This window comes from Streptomyces sp. NPDC058877, assembly GCF_042742855.1.
Classification (GTDB): domain Bacteria; phylum Actinomycetota; class Actinomycetes; order Streptomycetales; family Streptomycetaceae; genus Streptomyces.
In genome coordinates this window covers 20,613-35,611 of the sequence record NZ_JBHYMF010000066.1, presented here as the reverse complement: position 1 = coordinate 35,611, position 14,999 = coordinate 20,613, and the positions used below count along the sequence as shown (strand labels likewise).

Here is a 14,999-nt window from a genome sequence, read left to right as displayed (position 1 = left end):
GTGCGGGACCACGGGCATGCCCGCCGGGGTGCCGGTCGGACGTCCCGGCCCCGTCCCGAGGGGCGCCCGTCAGGCCCTCCGGCCCGTCAGGCCCTCCGGTCTCCGGAGCCGCGTCGCGAGCGCGGACAGGTCGTCGAGGGTCCGCAGCAGGAGGCCGTCGCCGAAGGTGATCCTGGTGGCGCCCAGGCGGCCGAGTTCGGCGGGGGCGGGGCCGTCCGGCGCGGCCAGGGCGTTGAGCGGGAGCTCCCCGAGGGCGGCACGCAGGGGCGGGAGGTCGGCGGTCGGGGCCGCGATCGGATAGACGCAGTCCGCACCCGCCTCCGCATAGAGCCTGGCCCGGGCGATCGCGGCCTCCAGGGCGTCGGGTGCGCGGCGGACGTACGCGTCCACGCGGGCATTGAGGAAGAGTTCGGGCCCCGCGGCGGCCCGCACCTCCGCCAACCACTCCGCGTGGGCTTGCGGATCGCGGAGCGCGCGGTCCGGTCCGGTGTCCTCCAGGTTGATCCCGACGGCCCCGGACTCCCGTGCGCGCTCGACGAGTTCGGTCGCCGGGAGTCCGTAGCCGCCCTCCAGGTCCGCCGTCACGGGCACCGAGACGGACCGGGCGATCCGTGTGACGGCCGCGAACATCTCCGCCGCCGGGGTGTCCCCGTCCTCGTACCCGAGGGAGGCGGCGATCCCCGCACTGGGCGTGGCGAGCGCCGGATACCCGGCCGCCTCGAAGGCGCGGGCGCTCGCCGCGTCCCACGGGCCGGGCAGCACCAGTGGATCGTCCCCGGGCCGGTCCCGGTGGAGGGCCCGCAGCGCTGCGGCGGTCATGCGGGGTGCGGGGGGTAGTGGCCGGGCGCCATCCGGGTGGTGACGCCGATCCGGTTCCAGGCGTTGATCGTGACGATCGCGGCGATCACCCGGGCGAGTTCGACCTCCTCGAAGTGCGCGGCGGCCCGTGCGTACACCTCGTCGGGCACGGAACCGTCGGTGAGGACGGTGACCGCCTCGGTCAGGGCGAGCGCCGCGAGTTCGCGCTCGGTGTAGACGTGTCCGGACTCCTCCCACGCGGAGAGCTGCACGATCCGCTCCACGCTCTCGCCCTCGGCCAGCGCGTCCTTGCTGTGCATGTCGATGCAGAAGGCGCAGCGGTTGATCTGCGAGGCCCGCAACTTGATCAGGTGGTACAGGGTCGGGTCGATGTCCTTCGCGGTCGCCGCCTCCAGCCGGAGCATCGCCCGGTGGAACTCGGGGAGGCGCTCGGCGAAGGGGAGGCGGGAGGCGTGCGTGCGGGCGGGGGCGACCGTGTCGGCCGCTGCTGTCGAGGTGGTCATGACGATCACCGTACGGAGCGGATGGCGCAGCTGTATGGTCCATTTCCATGGCGAATGACTGGTCCACTTTCGGGTCCGACCTCCATCTGGAACTCCGCGGCCCGCGCCTGCGCGCCGGACTCATGGACGCCTTGCGGGAGGCCGTCCGCAGTGGCCGCCTGGCGGCCGGCACCCGGCTGCCGTCCTCCCGTTCGCTCGCTGCGGACCTCGGCATGGCCCGCAACACCGTCGCCGACGCCTACGCCGAACTGGTCGCCGAGGGGTGGCTGACCGCCCGACAGGGTTCCGGCACCCGCGTCGCCCCGCGGGCCTCACCCCGCACCCCCGCGCCCGCCGCCCCGGTGTCCCCGCCGGCCGGCACGGGCCGTGACCGATCCGCTGCCCCCGCGCACAGCCTGAAGTCCGGCAGCCCCGACCTCGCCTCCTTCCCGCGCGCCGAGTGGCTCAAGGCGTACCGGCGGGCGCTGACCAACGCCCCCAACGAGGCCTTCGGGTACGGCGATCCGCGCGGCCGGATCGAACTGCGCCTCGCCCTCTGCGAGTACCTCGCCCGTGCGCGGGGCGTGCACGCCCGACCCGAACGGGTCGTGATCTGCGCCGGCTTCGTGCACGGCCTGGAGCTGATGGGGCGGGTGCTGCGGGCCCGCGGGGTGCGGAACGTGGCCGTCGAGTCGTACGGACTCGCACTCCACGACGGTCTGCTGCGCCGCGCCGGTCTGCGGACCCCCGTCCTGGGCTTCGACGAACGGGGCACCAGGACACAGGAGTTGCCCGAGCTCGGCGACTGCGGAGCGGTCCTGATGACGGCCGCCCACCAGTATCCGCTGGGCGGCGCACTCCCCCCGGAGCGCCGGGCGGCGGTGGTCGACTGGGCGCGCACCTCCGGCGGCCTCGTCCTGGAAGACGACTACGACGGGGAGTTCCGCTACGACCGACAGCCGGTAGACCCTACACCCTGGCAACACGATGAAAACCCCAGTTCACGGCATAGATTGCCCGTTGGTGCTCTACAGGCGTTGGACCCAGGCCACGTGGTGTACATGGGTACAGCGAGCAAGAGTCTTGCTCCGGGGGTCCGGCTGGGATGGATGGTTCTTCCTGCGCCGTTGGTGGGGGACGTTGCTGCGCTCATGGCTGGGACAGGGGGAGCGTGCAACGTTCTTGATCAACTTGCCCTCGCCGAGTTCATCCAGTCTGGTGCCTATGACCGTCACCTTCGAAGGATGCGCTTGCGCTACCGCCGCCGCCGCAATGAGCTGATCAGTCGGCTCGCTACGGATGCGCCCCATCTTCGGGTGTTCGGGGTGGCTGCTGGGCTCCACGTTGGTCTAGAACTTCCTCCCGGCACCGAGCAGCCGACGATTCGCGCGGCGGTAAGGGCGGGGCTTGTGCTACAGGGGCTCAGCCCCTTTCGGCGTCCTGACACGGTAGGTCCGCCCCGTGACGGATTGGTGATCGGTTACGGCACCCCGTCAGACAGTCAGTGGCCGGGGGCGCTTAACGCCCTGGTGCTCGCGCTACCGGAGCCCTGATACGGCAAAGCCCCGCCCGGCAGACTTGGCCGAACGGGGCGTTTTGCTGTCTGTACTGCTTACGGGGCGTGCAGCTCGTCCCCGGGAGTCGGTCCCGCTCCGAGTTCCACAGCGTGAGCGGGGCACGCGTACAGGGTCGTACCGGGACCGCTGTTGCTCTGAATCCAGCGGACTGCCACGGGGGCAGTAGTGAGGGTGTGGCACTTGACGCACAGTGCTACGTGTCCGGTGAAGTCGGCAGTCAGTCCGTCGCGGGTCATGCGGTCACCCCCGCAGTGGTGAGAGCGGCGAGGGTTTCGAACTGGTCCCCTGTGTAGCCGTACGCGTAGTCCACGCCGAGCGTGGCGAGCACGGCAGCCGTGCGGCGCTCGCGGATGATCCCGAGATCCAGCGTCTCGTCGACGAGGACGTACGGGCGGATAAGGGGGGTGTCCTCGCCGCGTAGCGGGGCACGGCGGGCGCGGACGTGTTCCGGGGTGGGAGTAGTCGGGCACGGCCTCATGGGGGGGCCGGTGAGGGCCGGCAGGGGCTTTGTGGCGTGATGTGAGGCGGACTGGCGTCCGGGCCGGCGGGGCGGGCGCATGTCGAGCGCGCACCAGAGGACGAGCAGCATCCCGAGTCCGATGGATGCGAGGGCGATAAGATCGCGCATGGTCGTTTCAGCTCTCTGTTAGCTGTCTCGGCTAGCCCCGGCGGACCGCGTAGGACCGGTCTTCCGGGGCGTTTTCGTTTTGTGCTCGGTATGGCGGTAGGGCAACTGGTCTAGCTAGTCCATGAGATCCACTGGTCTAAGTCGCTGGGGAAGTGCCCCGTTGTCTACGCTTCGGCTCATGCCTGATCAGCCGCAGAGTCCGCACGTGCCACACGCGCCGTACATGACGGTCCTTGACACGCTTACGGCGGAGATCAGGGCAGGGAAGTACAAGGCCGGTGAGAAAATCCCGAGTGACGCCGAGCTGGTCCAGCGCTTTGGGGTGGCCCGGATGACCGCGCGCCGTGCTGTGGGGGTGCTGCGAGAGCGAGGGCTGGTTCGAACCGAATGGGGTCGCGGGACGTTCGTGGTCGGTCCTGGCGACCAAGCCCGCGAGAACGACCAGGCGGACGACTAGTCGCGCGTCGGGTCGGTAACGTCCCAATCGTGGCCGGACGGGTGCTCGGCGAACAGAGAACAGCGCTCGCCGGCTCCGTTTTCTGCCCCACACCACGGCAGCAGGACGAACACCACGGCGCCGGGGTCGCCCCAGCGGGCCCAGACGTACTTCCTTGCGGCTTTGGTCTCCCGCAGAAGGGCCGCATGCCCTTCCTCGTGCCCCTCGCCGAGTTTGCACGGCATGAGATCGGAGGGGAACGCCACCCGTCCGCCCGGGGCCGTGTCCGTCCGGAGCGCTATACCTAGCAGGGTTTCGGGCGGGGGTAACAGGTCGATGGCCGTGCATTGCCGCATGTTGGTCCTCGGGTCTGTACGGGGACAAAGGTGGCCCCGCCCGTGTACGGGGAGGTAAGCACGTACGGGGCCGGTCGTACAGATCAACCCACTGTGGGAACGGGCTGATCGGGGTTGTCCAGCCATGCGGTCTCACCCGTGGCAGTAGCGGTCAGGCCGAACCGCTCGGGTCCCGGACGGTCGTGCAACAGCCACCAGGCGTGCGCGGCTTCCGCTTCGTTCCAGAGCCGACGCGGGCCGTACTGCCACACCGTGAATCGGTCGTCCGACGTCCCGTCCCAATCCACGGCAGCCCACGACGTGGCGTCGGTCGTCGCGACCCACAGCCGGGACGTAACCCCTTCCACGTCGGGGTTGTCGTGCCACGTCCACCACACGTCACGGAGCTGTAGCCCCATGGCGAACTGCGCGGCGAGATCATCACCGGCCACCCGCCACGGCGGAAGGGCAGTAATTGACTCGTCGGGCTGGTGGTCGTCACGCACCACGTCCCGGTAGATCCGCAGGTCTGTGCGCTGGTTTCTCATGAGCATGAACGCGGAGTGCGGCGAGAACGGGCCCGACGCGCTTCCACTGTCGTCCACGGTCATGCAGAGCAGCCCGTAGCAGACCCAGGGACTTTCCCACGGGGTGAGAATGACGCCCCCGGGCTTCACCTGCGTGAGCCACGGACGCGGGACGGACCGCACGGAGCACGTAGCCACGAGCCGGTCATACGGCGCGTTGTCCGCGTACCCCTCGGCCCCGTCCCCTGTCACCACGGCAGCGGTGACGCCCTCTTTTCGCAGACGTTCCCCGGCTTCCCTCGCCAACGCGGGGTCGACTTCCACTGTCGTCACGTTCCCCGGGCCGGCGACATGGGCCAGGAGACCCGCGTTCCAGCCGGTCCCGGTGCCGATCTCCAGGACCTTGTGTCCCTCGTGCACGTCGAGCATGTGCAGCATTCGGAACACGATGCCGGGGGCGCTCGCGGACGATGACGCCCACCGCTCGCCGTCGCCGGGGTCCTCGCCGTCGTTGGTCTGCGTTACGACGGAATCGTTGGCGTAGACGGCGCGGAGCCACGTTTCCGGGGCGTCCGCCCGGTTGCACGGCTCCAGGCCCTCACCCATAAAGATGCGCTCGGGGACGAACGCGGACCGGGGAACATTCCATGCCGCACGCTCCCACTCGGGCGTTACCGGCGCGTCCATGTCGTCGTTCACCGCGCCGAGCAGACCGCGCAGGGCGATTCGCTCGGACTCGGCGAATTTCGGTGTCGTCACCTGCGTCAGTCCTTCTTGTGCTTCGGCGGGTCCTTCGGCTTGGCGGTGTCGGACGAGGGCTTGGACGTGCCCGGGTCCTTCCCCCCTGAGTGCTGCCCGCTTCCGCCGCTTCCGCCCTTACCCGTTCCCCAGCCCATGCCGTTGCTCCTCTTGTCGGTTACGAACTTTCTGCGGAACCTGCCCGGCGGTCTTACGTCCCTATGTGGGGACCACCGGACGGGTGTGTTGCCCCCGGACGCGAGGGCGTGAGTCGGCCATGGTGCGTCCGGGGTGTTCAGTTCCGAGAACCGACGGACCGCCCGGTGCACCTCGTCGGCCACGACTGGGGGTCGGGCTCGCCGGATCTCGGAAGTCTTTGGGGCGTGCGTCGACAGGGGCCTAAACGGCCTACGACTGCCACGTCCGCAAACAGTCGGGCGAAGCGGGTGTGGTCTCGCGGGAGGTCGGCCGTACCGGCTCGGCGTAAACGTGGACCAGGGCGGCGGCGTGGTACACGGTGCGCGCGTGCGCGGGGCTCTCCCATTCCACGTGTACGAGCGTGCGCCCCTCGCGCTGGTGCGGGGTCACGACGGCAGCTATGCGCCAACACCGACCGATCAGCACCCGGTCACCCTGGCGGATTTCTGCGGCTCGCCGGCGCCGGTCCTCGCCCTCGGGGACGGGCAGCCCGAGGGGGTCTCCGATCCAGGCCAAGCGGTCCGGCTGTCGTCGTCTCACCACGGCGTCACTCCGCTTCCCCCTGATCGCTCGTCCCGTCTGTGGTCCCGACCGGGCGGGTTCCCGGTGCGCCCTCGCGGGTCACGACTGCCACGTCTGCGAACAGTCGGGCGAAGCGGGTGTGGTCGGGGCTCAGCCCGGTGTGCCCCATGCACGCGTCGTCGACGGGGTTCGCGGTCGAACTCGGCGTGGATGCCCACTCACACCCCGCGTGTAGGCAGTGGGCTTTAGCCACGGGTTCGGACTCGGGGGCGCGCCGGATGCGGTGCGGCACGTACCCGAACGTCCGGGTCACGGGGCCACCGCCGGCACGGGGGAGGTGAGCACGCGGATACGCGCGGACTCTTCCTCGGTCGGCCGGCGCAGCTCGGCTGCGGGCGCTGTCCAACTGGTCCCCCCGCCCGGGGGCGAGAGGTGGACCACGTCCCCGTCCCATGCGGTTACTTTTCCGAGCCGGGACGAGCCCTCGGCAGTGTCTGCCGCCATGTACGTCCCGAGGTCGGGAACTGCCGTCTGCACCGGGCTCGGGCAGGAGTTGAGGTCGGGCACGGGCGTTCCTCTCCGTAACGCTTCCACTACCAGGAGCCGCCAGCGTGGCTTAGAGTCGGACGGTCTTCAACTTGCACGCTTTGAACGGAGAGTTGGGAGGAATGCGTTGAATCGGAAAGAGCTGAAGCCAGAGAGTTCGCCCGTTGCGGCGTTCGGGGAGCGTTTACGCAGGTTGCGGGACGAGCGTGGTTGGACCCAGGACGAGCTAGGCGAACGCATGGGGTTCTCAGGAACTCATATCTCCGCTGTTGAAACTGGTCGTCGCCCCCCGACTCCTCACTTTGCAGCAAGCGCCGACAAGGTGTTCGGGACGGGAGACCGGTTCGAACGGCAGGGGCGAGCCGTACGGCACACGGCACTACTAGAGGGGTTCCCGGACTACGTAGTGCGCGAGGTGCAGGCAGTAGAGATCAGGCTGTTTGAGTTGGGCATCATTCCGGGCTTGCTCCAGACTCCGCAGTACGCCACAGCGATCACCAGAGGTGAAGTGCTGCGGGGCGCGATCACGGAGCACCAAGCAGAAGAACGCCTGTCGAAACTCTTAGAACGTCAGACAGTCCTAGAGCGCACACCCCCGCCCATGGTCCATGCGGTCCTGGACGAGAGTTGCATAAGGCGACCCGTGGGCGGTCCGGCCGTCATGGCAGCACAGCTAGACCGACTTGCCGAGTTCGCTAGCCTGCCATCGACAATCCTCCAGGTTGCACCGTACGAACTCGCTGAACGGAGGGCGTTCGACCTGCCCGTGACCTTGTTGACTCTGCCCGACTGGTCGCATGTCGCGTACGCCGAGTCTGCGCTACAGGGGCGCCTAGAGCGAGATACCAGATTCCTTCAGCCCTTGCTACGGGCCTACCATCAGTTGCAGGCTGAAGCGCTGTCCCAAGCGGCGTCCGTGGCCATGATCGAGCAACTTCGAAAGGACACAAGCCCGTGACGACCGAGCAACCGCAGTGGTTCACGTCCTCTTACAGCAGCAACGGCGGCCAATGCATCGAGGTCGCCACAAACCTTGCAGTCGCGTGCGGCATCGTCCCCGTCCGTGACTCGAAGGTTCCGGCCGGCCCGATGCTGGCGGTTCCCGCCGCCGCGTTCTCCGCGTTCGTGGAGAGCGTCAAGGGCGGACAGTTCGAAGCCTGAAACGCCAACAGCCTCGCCCCGCCCCCGAGTCGGGAGTAGGGCGGGGCTTTGTCATGCTGCCGCGCGGAGTCGTGGCGGGGGCAGGAACGGCAGACCCGTGGGCGGGTCCTGGTCGGGGGTGCGGTCCGTGAGCCACACGCCCCACCCATCGGCGGTGCGGGACACGGGGATGCGGTGGACGCTTACGCCGTAGCGCTTGGCCAGTCCCGCGCGGGACGGCGGGACGGCGGGACCCCGACGGGAAGGACGCGGTCACGACGACGGGACGGCCCGGGGTGATGCCGGGGCCTCGCCGAAGCGGGCCAGGGTCAGCGAGCCCGCCACCGCCACCGCGAAGCCCGTGACCGCCAGCCAGCCGAGGCCGTCCCGGGTGCTGTCCCCGAGCCAGGCCACCCCGACGATCGCGGGCCCGACCGTCTCGCCGAGCACCGCGCCCGCCGTCGCCGTCGTCACCGAGCCCCGCTGGAACGCCGAGGTCAGCAGCAGGAACGCCGAGACGCCGCCGATCAGGAGCGCGTACCAGACCGGATCGGTCGGGTCGATGCCGTCGATCAGCCGGACGGCCACCTCCACCACCCCGAAACCGAAGCCCGCTCCGAGGCCGAGGACGAGCGCCCGGGGCCGCTCCGGCAGCCGACCCGCCAGCACTCCGAGCAGCAGGACCCCGAACGAGATCCCGAGCAGCGACCAGCGCAGTGCCGCCGAGCCCTCCCGCTGCCCTTCCGTACCGGAGGCCAGCGCCAGCATCGCGAGGCCCGCGCAGACCACCGCCACGGCCGTCCACTCGATCCGGCTCAACCGCACCCGCAGGACCCGGGAGGCGATGACCGCCGTGACCGCCAGGCTCGCGGCGAGGGCCGCGCCGACCACGTAGATGGGCAGCGTGCGCAGCGCCACGACCTGGAGGACGAACCCCAGCCCGTCCATTCCCAGTCCGGCGAGGTAGCGCCGCTGTCGCAGGGCGCGCCACATCAGCGCGACGTCGACGCCGCCGCCGGTACCCGGCTCGGCGGCACGCGCCGCCATCGCCTGCAGGACGGAGGCCGCACCGAAGCAGAGGGAAGAGGTCAGGGCGCAGATCATCCCAAGGAGCACGAAACGACTCTAGAACGCGGGGCCGAAAAACACCGGCCTACACTGTGCGGTCGCGGCGGCGAAGGGGAGGGGACGGACATGCGCAGGCTGAGGTCGAGCACCGTGGTGCTCGGCGGGATGGGCGTGCTCGCGGCGACGATCACCGCGTGCGGTGCGGAGCCGGACAAGCGGTGCGTGGACCCGCTGTCCAGGGAGGAGCTGCCCCGCTACGAGTGCGAGACCGGTGGCGGCGGCGGGGGCGACGACGACGGGAGCCCCCACGGCTCCTACTACTACGGCGGTTCCGTCCGTGACAAGCGGGTGAGCGGCGGCAGCTTCAACAAGGCCGCCGTCGACACCGGCGGTTTCGGCTGCTCCGGCACCGGCGGCGGCTGAGGCGACCGGGCACCATGGAACGCCACACCATCGAACCCAGGCCGGGCTGGCAGGAGACGGTCGAGGGGCAGGGGCTGGTCTATCCGCTGACCCGCCATCCGGACGGTTCGCTGCGCCCGTACTGGGACGAGAGCGCGTACTACTCCTTCTCGCTGCCCGAGGTCGAGGCCCTGGAAGAGGTCGTCGAGGAGCTGCACGTGATGTGCTTGGCGGCTGCCGCGCACATCGTCGAGAAGGACCGTTTCGCCGAGCTGGGGATCACCGACCCCAGGCTGGCCGGCCTGGTCGCCGAGTCCTGGCGGCGGCGTGCCGAACTCCCCTCCCTGTACGGTCGGTTCGACCTGCGCTACGACGGCACCGGGCCGGCCAAGATGCTGGAGTACAACGCCGACACCCCCACCTCGCTGGTGGAGGCCGCGAGCCCGCAGTGGTTCTGGATGGAGGAGCGGTTCCCCGGCGCCGACCAGTGGAACTCCCTCCACGAACGGCTCGTCGACGCCTGGCGGCGGCAAGCGCCGCTCCTGCCGCCGGGCCCCGTCCACTTCGCCCACTCGGACGGCGACGAGCTGGGCGAGGACCTGATGACGGTCGCCTATCTGCGGGAGACCGCCCAGCAGGCCGGACTCGACACCGAGGCGCTCTCCGTCGAACGGATCGGCTGGGACCGGCTCTCGAAGCGCTTCGTGGACGACCGGCTCCGCTTCCTGCGCAGCTGCTTCAAGCTCTACCCGTGGGAGTGGCTGACCACCGACCGCTTCGGCCCGTACGTCCTGGACACCCTCGACAACGGGGGCGGCACCGGCACCACCTGCTGGATCGAACCCGCCTGGAAGATGCTGCTCTCCAACAAGGCACTGCTCGCGATCCTGTGGGAGCTGAACCCGGGCCACCCCCATCTGCTGCCCTCCTACCTCGACGGGCCCCGCGAACTCGCCGTGACCACCGGCTGGGTCGCCAAGCCGCTGCTGGGGCGCGAGGGCGCGGGCGTCACCCTGCACGAGGCCGGCACGGAGCCCTTCGTACGGGACGGGGAGGCCTGCTGCTACCAGGAGTTGGCCCCGCTGCCCGACTTCGACGGCAACCGGGTGGTGCTCGGCGCATGGATCGTCGGGGACGAAGCGGCGGGGCTCGGCATCCGGGAGTCGGCGGGGCCCGTCACCGACGAGTACGCCCGCTTCCTCCCGCACGTCATCCTGTAGCGGTCACTCGGGGACGTAGTCCCGCAGCGGGGCGGGCTTCAGGCCGGCGGCCTCCGCCAGGTCGAGGGCCCGCTCCAGGTCCTGCTCCACCGTCTCGTTGAAGTGCAGCAGGATGATGTCCCCCGCCTTCAGCTGCGGCTCCGGGGGCGTCCAACCGCCCCAGGTGGTGAGGTCGTACGTCCAGGTCACCAGGGCCTTCGCCCCGCAGGCCCGGGCGGTGGTCAGGGTGGTCGCGTCGTAGGTGCCGTACGGCGGGCGCAGCAGCCGCGGCCCGTCGCCGAACTGCGCGAGGTGCGCCTCCCGGGCCCCGCAGACCTCCGCCCGCTGCCCGTCGGCGTCGAGCGCGGTCAGGTCCGGGTGGCCGACCGTGTGGTTCTCGACCCGGGAGCGGCCCTGGTCGAGCAGGGCGTGGAAGTAGCCGGAGTCGTAGGAGTACGCGCCGGGGAGCACGAAGAGGGAGGCCGGTACGCGGCGGTCGAGCAGCAGCTTCGCCGCGGCGGGGTCGTGGTTCCAGCCGTCGTCGAGGGTGATGAAGACGACCGGGTCGGTGGTCTCGACGTGGGAGACCACCGGGACGGGCGCGGGCCAGGCCGCCTCCGGCGCGGCGTGCGCGGGACCGGAGAACGCGCCGAGGAGCGCGAGCGGGACGAGGGCGGCGAGCGCGGCCCGTAGAGGGCGGCGCAGACGGAGTCTCGGCATGGCCGCATCATTGGCCTAGACCAACTCGGCTGTCAATGCCCCGAGTTGCCGCCCGCCGCCCCTTCCGGCCGGATCGCGTCAGTCCGACAGCACCCCCCGCAGCTGCTCCAGACCCCAGTCCAGGTCCTCCTTCGAGATGACCAGCGGAGGAGCGATCCGGATCGTCGACCCATGGGTGTCCTTCACCAGCACCCCCCGCTCCATCAGCCGCTCCGAGACCTCCCGGCCGGTGCCCCGGCCCGGTGCGATGTCCACCCCGGCCCACAGCCCGCGCCCACGCACCGTCTCCACCGCGCCGCCGCCCACCAGCAGCCCCAGCTCCGCGTGCAGGTGCTCGCCCAGCTCCGCCGCCCGCTCCTGGAACTCGCCGGTCCGCAGCATCGCGATCACCTCCAGGGCCACCGCGCACGCCAGCGGGTTCCCGCCGAACGTCGACCCGTGCTCACCCGGCCGGAACACCCCGAGCACATCGCGGTCCGCGACCACCGCCGACACCGGCACGACCCCGCCGCCCAGCGCCTTTCCCAGGACGTAGACGTCCGGCACCACTCCCTCGTGCTCACACGCGAACGTCCGCCCCGTCCGGCCCAGGCCCGACTGGATCTCGTCCGCCACGAACAGCACGTTCCGTCGGCGCGTCAACTCCCGCACCCCCGCCAGGTAACCGGCCGGCGGCACCAGGACGCCCGCCTCGCCCTGGATCGGTTCCAGCAGCACCGCCACCGTGTTCTCGGTGACCGCCGCCTCCAACGCCGTCAGGTCCCCGTACGGCACGATCTCGAAGCCCGGCGTGTACGGCCCGAAGTGGTCCCGCGCCTCGTGGTCCGTGGAGAAGCTCACGATCGTCGTCGTCCGGCCGTGGAAGTTGTTCGCCGCGACCACGATCTTCGCGTGCCCGTCCGGCACGCCCTTGACCTCGTACCCCCACTTCCGGGCGGTCTTCACGGCCGTCTCGACCGCCTCCGCCCCCGTGTTCATCGGCAGCACCGCCTCCTTGCCGCACAGCTCTGCCAGCTGCGTGCAGAAGTCGGCGAACCGGTCGTGGTGGAAGGCCCGCGAGGTCAGCGTCACCCGCTCCAGCTGGGCCTTCGCGGCATCGATCAGACGCCGGTTGCCGTGCCCGAAGTTGAGCGCCGAGTACCCGGCGAGAAGGTCGAGGTAGCGGCGGCCCTCGACGTCGGTCATCCAGGCGCCGTCCGCCGAAGCGACGACGACCGGAAGGGGGTGGTAGTTGTGCGCGCTGTGCGCCTCCGCGGAAGCGATCGCATCTGCTGTCCTCGACACGGGATCTCCGTTCGTCCTGCGGCTCGGGGGGTACCTGTGGCCCCTTTCTTATCGTCGCTCGGATACCGGACGGGGAAACCTCGACGACGGCGCGCCCGCCACCGCGGAAACACGCGTGGCGACCGGCGCACGGCGGGAGGTCCCGGAGGAACGGCGTGCCCACGTCCCCGCACCCCCGGGCCCACCGCGGCCGGCCCCGAGCCCACCGCCCCCGTCGGCTTCGACCGCGCCGACGTCCGGGCCCGTCGCCGGCTCCCCCGGGCGGCCACGGGCGTCGCCACCGCCGTCCGGGGAAGCCGGCCGCTCGCCTCACCTCGCCGGTTCGCGCCCGCTTCCGGCGAGGGGTTGCCCACCGGCCCTCACAGCTCGCCCTGGTCCTTCAGCACCCGACGGGCCTGGGCGAAGAGCATGCCCACGTTCACCGACTTGCGGCACACGACGACGGCCACGACCTCGTCGGCGCTGTCCGCCCTGAGGAACAGATGGGCCAGGTTGTCGCTGTTGACCAGGATCTCCTGGAAGTAGTGCCGGTCGCTGACGACCCCGCGGCGCTCCTTGAAGATGCCTTCGATCATCACCACGTTGCGGCCCTGGAAGAGGTCGAGGGTGGCTGCCGCCAGCATGTCGAGCACCTCCGGCGGGTGCGAGTCGACCGTCTCCACCGACAGCAGCATTCCCGTGGACATGTCGATGACGCCTGCGGCCACGCAGTCCGGCACCTCGTCCCGCAGTGCCTTGACGAGGCGTGAGACCCGCCCCGCCATGGTCTGGGGTGCTTGCGTTTCCGACCCGCTCATCGTGCTCCCTCTCCGGTTCCGTCGGTCTGCCCCGCCGTTCCGCCACCCGGAGCCGCACCTCCGGGCGGTCCGGTGAGCAGGGTGGTGATGCGCTGTGCGGAGGCCTGCGCCTCGGTGTTCAGACGGGCGATGTCCATGCCCGCGTCACCGATCACCCCGATCAGCGCCATCTCGCCGAGGGCATGGGTGACGAGGTAGCCGTCGGTGAACCGGGAAACGGTGTGGTGGAGCGTGCCCCGGCTCGTCATCGAGCCGGCCCGACGGGCGATGTTGAGGGTCGCTGCGGTGAGGGCGGCCAGGCTCTCGGGCTCCGCCGCGTCATCGGTCTCCGCCGTGATCAGCAGGCCGTCGATGGAAGCCACCACGACGTCGGTGACCCCGACGACCCGGTCCCTCAGCGTCCTCACCTCTGCTGCCAACTGGGCTTTCGTGGATGTCACTGCTCTCCTGTCGTGTTCGTGCTTCGGTGTGTGCCGTCGACGGAGCCCGTGGCCGGGGCGGTGCGTTCGGCGCCCTGTCGGCCGGGCCCGGTGCAGCGCCCCGTCGGGGCCCGCTAGAGACCGGCTGCCGGCCTGAGCGGCAAGACGTCGTTGATGCCGCTCGCCCCCGGCAGGCGGCGCGGCAGGTCGCCCACGGCCGCGGTGGGCCGGGCGAGGGGGGTTTCGGGGCGAGCCGGCGTCACCGCTTCGACCAGCCCCTCCGCGAGGAGCCGGGAGACCTCGACCGCGACGGCGTAGAGGCTCCGGCCGAGGAGGAACGCGATGTCCCTGGTGCTGCGCCGGCCGTTGACCCGGAGCAGGATCTCCCGCCGCTCACCGGCGCCGACGGCGTCCAGTGTCGCCATGCCGGCAGGGGTCCGGCCCAACCTGGTGCGGAAGAGCGAGAAGGGGCGCCGGCGCGAGACGAGGGCCCGGATGCGGCGTTCCGCCTCCAGCGCCAGCCAGTCGGGCTCTATCGCCCGGAGGGCGGCCAGTCGACAGTCGTGGGTGTTCCGGTCCAGTCGGAAGCCGTCGATCCGGCCCATTCCGACGGCCAGGGCGCCGTCCAGGGCGGCTGCCACGCATATCAACTGCAATTCCGCGGCGCCGATGAGTTCCCGGGTGACGAGTTCGGCTCCGACGAGGTGTCCCGTGGTGCAGGCCCGCGTCGCGGCGGACCAGTCCGCCTCGGTGACGCGCCCGGAGCGCAGGAGGAGGGTCTCCGCCCCGGGGGCGCCCGGCGAGACGACCTCGACGAGCGCGCCGCCCCGGAAGTGGAACGAACCCCCCGGGTTCCCGCTCACCAGCAGCGTTCCGGAGGTCCTGTCCAGTGGCGCCTCGGTCAAGGTTCTCGCGAGTTCCAACCCCATCACCCGTGACGGTTTCCTGAGGGTCGGTACGTCGTTTTCTGGCATTCCCCTGCAATCGGCCGCGCTTTCCGTGGACATCCCGCACTCCGCATTCGCACGCGTCAGCCCGAGAAGTGAAAGTCACCCTAAAGGGTTATCGGGCGCGGAACGCCCCCATGTCTTCTTGTTTGCGATAAGCAGGTCATTGCGTTTTATTTCCATCGCTTTTGTTTCGCGATCGACTGCTTCGCGGG

General features: G+C 70.5%; 18 protein-coding genes. 6 read left to right on the top strand and 12 right to left on the bottom strand.

Translation table 11 applies throughout. The features are described 5' to 3' along the window. Positions 1–69 precede the first annotated feature (69 nt). Both ACFW2Y_RS17630 and ACFW2Y_RS17625 read right to left on the bottom strand, forming a co-directional pair. Positions 70–819 carry an isocitrate lyase/phosphoenolpyruvate mutase family protein gene (locus tag ACFW2Y_RS17630; protein ID WP_384879515.1) on the bottom strand — a complete coding sequence of 250 codons (750 nt, stop codon included), beginning with the start codon at positions 817–819 and terminating at the stop codon, positions 70–72. Then, on the bottom strand, positions 816–1,322 hold the full coding sequence (locus ACFW2Y_RS17625; protein ID WP_384879512.1) for a carboxymuconolactone decarboxylase family protein: 507 nt from the start codon (positions 1,320–1,322) through the stop codon (positions 816–818). Before ACFW2Y_RS17625 ends, ACFW2Y_RS17630 begins: the two co-directional genes overlap by 4 nt. A 47-nt stretch (positions 1,323–1,369) precedes the next feature. Between ACFW2Y_RS17625 and ACFW2Y_RS17620 the strand changes: the two genes are divergently transcribed. After that, the gene (locus tag ACFW2Y_RS17620) at positions 1,370–2,854 is read left to right on the top strand and encodes a PLP-dependent aminotransferase family protein (RefSeq protein WP_384879509.1); all 1,485 of its coding nucleotides are present in this window, start codon (positions 1,370–1,372) and stop codon (positions 2,852–2,854) included. 256 nt (positions 2,855–3,110) lie between these two features. Here the strand turns inward: ACFW2Y_RS17620 and ACFW2Y_RS17615 are convergent, their stop codons facing one another. Beyond that, entirely contained in the window at positions 3,111–3,506 is a 396-nt protein-coding gene (locus ACFW2Y_RS17615) for a hypothetical protein (protein ID WP_384879506.1), read from the bottom strand. Between the two features lie 178 nt (positions 3,507–3,684). Between ACFW2Y_RS17615 and ACFW2Y_RS17610 the strand changes: the two genes are divergently transcribed. Beyond that, on the top strand, positions 3,685–3,963 hold the full coding sequence (locus tag ACFW2Y_RS17610; protein ID WP_384879503.1) for a GntR family transcriptional regulator: 279 nt from the start codon (positions 3,685–3,687) through the stop codon (positions 3,961–3,963). A 418-nt stretch (positions 3,964–4,381) separates the two neighbouring features. Here ACFW2Y_RS17610 and ACFW2Y_RS17605 read toward each other — a convergent pair whose 3' ends face one another. The 3 genes from ACFW2Y_RS17605 to ACFW2Y_RS17595 all read right to left on the bottom strand — a co-directional run bounded on the left by ACFW2Y_RS17605 (position 4,382) and on the right by ACFW2Y_RS17595 (position 6,829). Then, entirely contained in the window at positions 4,382–5,563 is a 1,182-nt protein-coding gene (locus tag ACFW2Y_RS17605) for a methyltransferase domain-containing protein (RefSeq protein ID WP_384879500.1), read from the bottom strand. Between the two features lie 387 nt (positions 5,564–5,950). Next, entirely contained in the window at positions 5,951–6,283 is a 333-nt protein-coding gene (locus tag ACFW2Y_RS17600; RefSeq protein ID WP_384879498.1) for a hypothetical protein, read from the bottom strand. Positions 6,284–6,571: 288 nt separating this feature from the next. Next, complete coding sequence (locus tag ACFW2Y_RS17595) at positions 6,572–6,829, bottom strand: hypothetical protein (protein WP_384879495.1); 258 nt, start codon at positions 6,827–6,829, stop codon at positions 6,572–6,574. Between the two features lie 106 nt (positions 6,830–6,935). On the opposite strand from ACFW2Y_RS17595, the gene ACFW2Y_RS17590 reads away from it, so the two are divergent. Both ACFW2Y_RS17590 and ACFW2Y_RS17585 read left to right on the top strand, forming a co-directional pair. Continuing rightward, positions 6,936–7,766 (top strand): helix-turn-helix transcriptional regulator, encoded by an 831-nt coding sequence (locus ACFW2Y_RS17590; protein ID WP_384879492.1) that lies wholly within the window; start codon positions 6,936–6,938, stop codon positions 7,764–7,766. Then, entirely contained in the window at positions 7,763–7,969 is a 207-nt protein-coding gene (locus ACFW2Y_RS17585; protein ID WP_384879489.1) for a DUF397 domain-containing protein, read from the top strand. Before ACFW2Y_RS17590 ends, ACFW2Y_RS17585 begins: the two co-directional genes overlap by 4 nt. Before the next feature lie 252 nt (positions 7,970–8,221). Here the strand turns inward: ACFW2Y_RS17585 and ACFW2Y_RS17580 are convergent, their stop codons facing one another. Continuing rightward, entirely contained in the window at positions 8,222–9,052 is an 831-nt protein-coding gene (locus ACFW2Y_RS17580) for a hypothetical protein (RefSeq protein ID WP_384879524.1), read from the bottom strand. 90 nt (positions 9,053–9,142) lie between these two features. Here ACFW2Y_RS17580 and ACFW2Y_RS17575 point away from each other — a divergent pair, with 90 nt between their 5' ends. Next, complete coding sequence (locus tag ACFW2Y_RS17575) at positions 9,143–9,439, top strand: hypothetical protein (RefSeq protein WP_384879486.1); 297 nt, start codon at positions 9,143–9,145, stop codon at positions 9,437–9,439. Positions 9,440–9,453: 14 nt separating this feature from the next. After that, the gene (locus ACFW2Y_RS17570) at positions 9,454–10,638 is read left to right on the top strand and encodes a glutathionylspermidine synthase family protein (protein ID WP_384879484.1); all 1,185 of its coding nucleotides are present in this window, start codon (positions 9,454–9,456) and stop codon (positions 10,636–10,638) included. A 3-nt stretch (positions 10,639–10,641) separates the two neighbouring features. Here ACFW2Y_RS17570 and ACFW2Y_RS17565 read toward each other — a convergent pair whose 3' ends face one another. From ACFW2Y_RS17565 to ACFW2Y_RS17545, 5 genes are all read right to left on the bottom strand, one after another. Then, entirely contained in the window at positions 10,642–11,337 is a 696-nt protein-coding gene (locus ACFW2Y_RS17565; RefSeq protein WP_384879481.1) for a polysaccharide deacetylase family protein, read from the bottom strand. Positions 11,338–11,415: 78 nt separating this feature from the next. After that, entirely contained in the window at positions 11,416–12,621 is a 1,206-nt protein-coding gene (rocD, locus tag ACFW2Y_RS17560) for an ornithine--oxo-acid transaminase (protein WP_384879477.1), read from the bottom strand. A gap of 359 nt (positions 12,622–12,980) precedes the next feature. Next, positions 12,981–13,385, bottom strand: coding sequence for a hypothetical protein (locus ACFW2Y_RS17555; protein WP_384879521.1), 405 nt, complete (start codon positions 13,383–13,385; stop codon positions 12,981–12,983). Between the two features lie 29 nt (positions 13,386–13,414). Next, a complete protein-coding gene (locus ACFW2Y_RS17550) occupies positions 13,415–13,858 on the bottom strand; it encodes a roadblock/LC7 domain-containing protein (RefSeq protein WP_384879475.1) in 444 nt (147 codons plus the stop codon). 113 nt (positions 13,859–13,971) lie between these two features. Beyond that, positions 13,972–14,742, bottom strand: coding sequence for a MarR family transcriptional regulator (locus tag ACFW2Y_RS17545; RefSeq protein WP_384879473.1), 771 nt, complete (start codon positions 14,740–14,742; stop codon positions 13,972–13,974). Positions 14,743–14,999 lie beyond the last annotated feature (257 nt).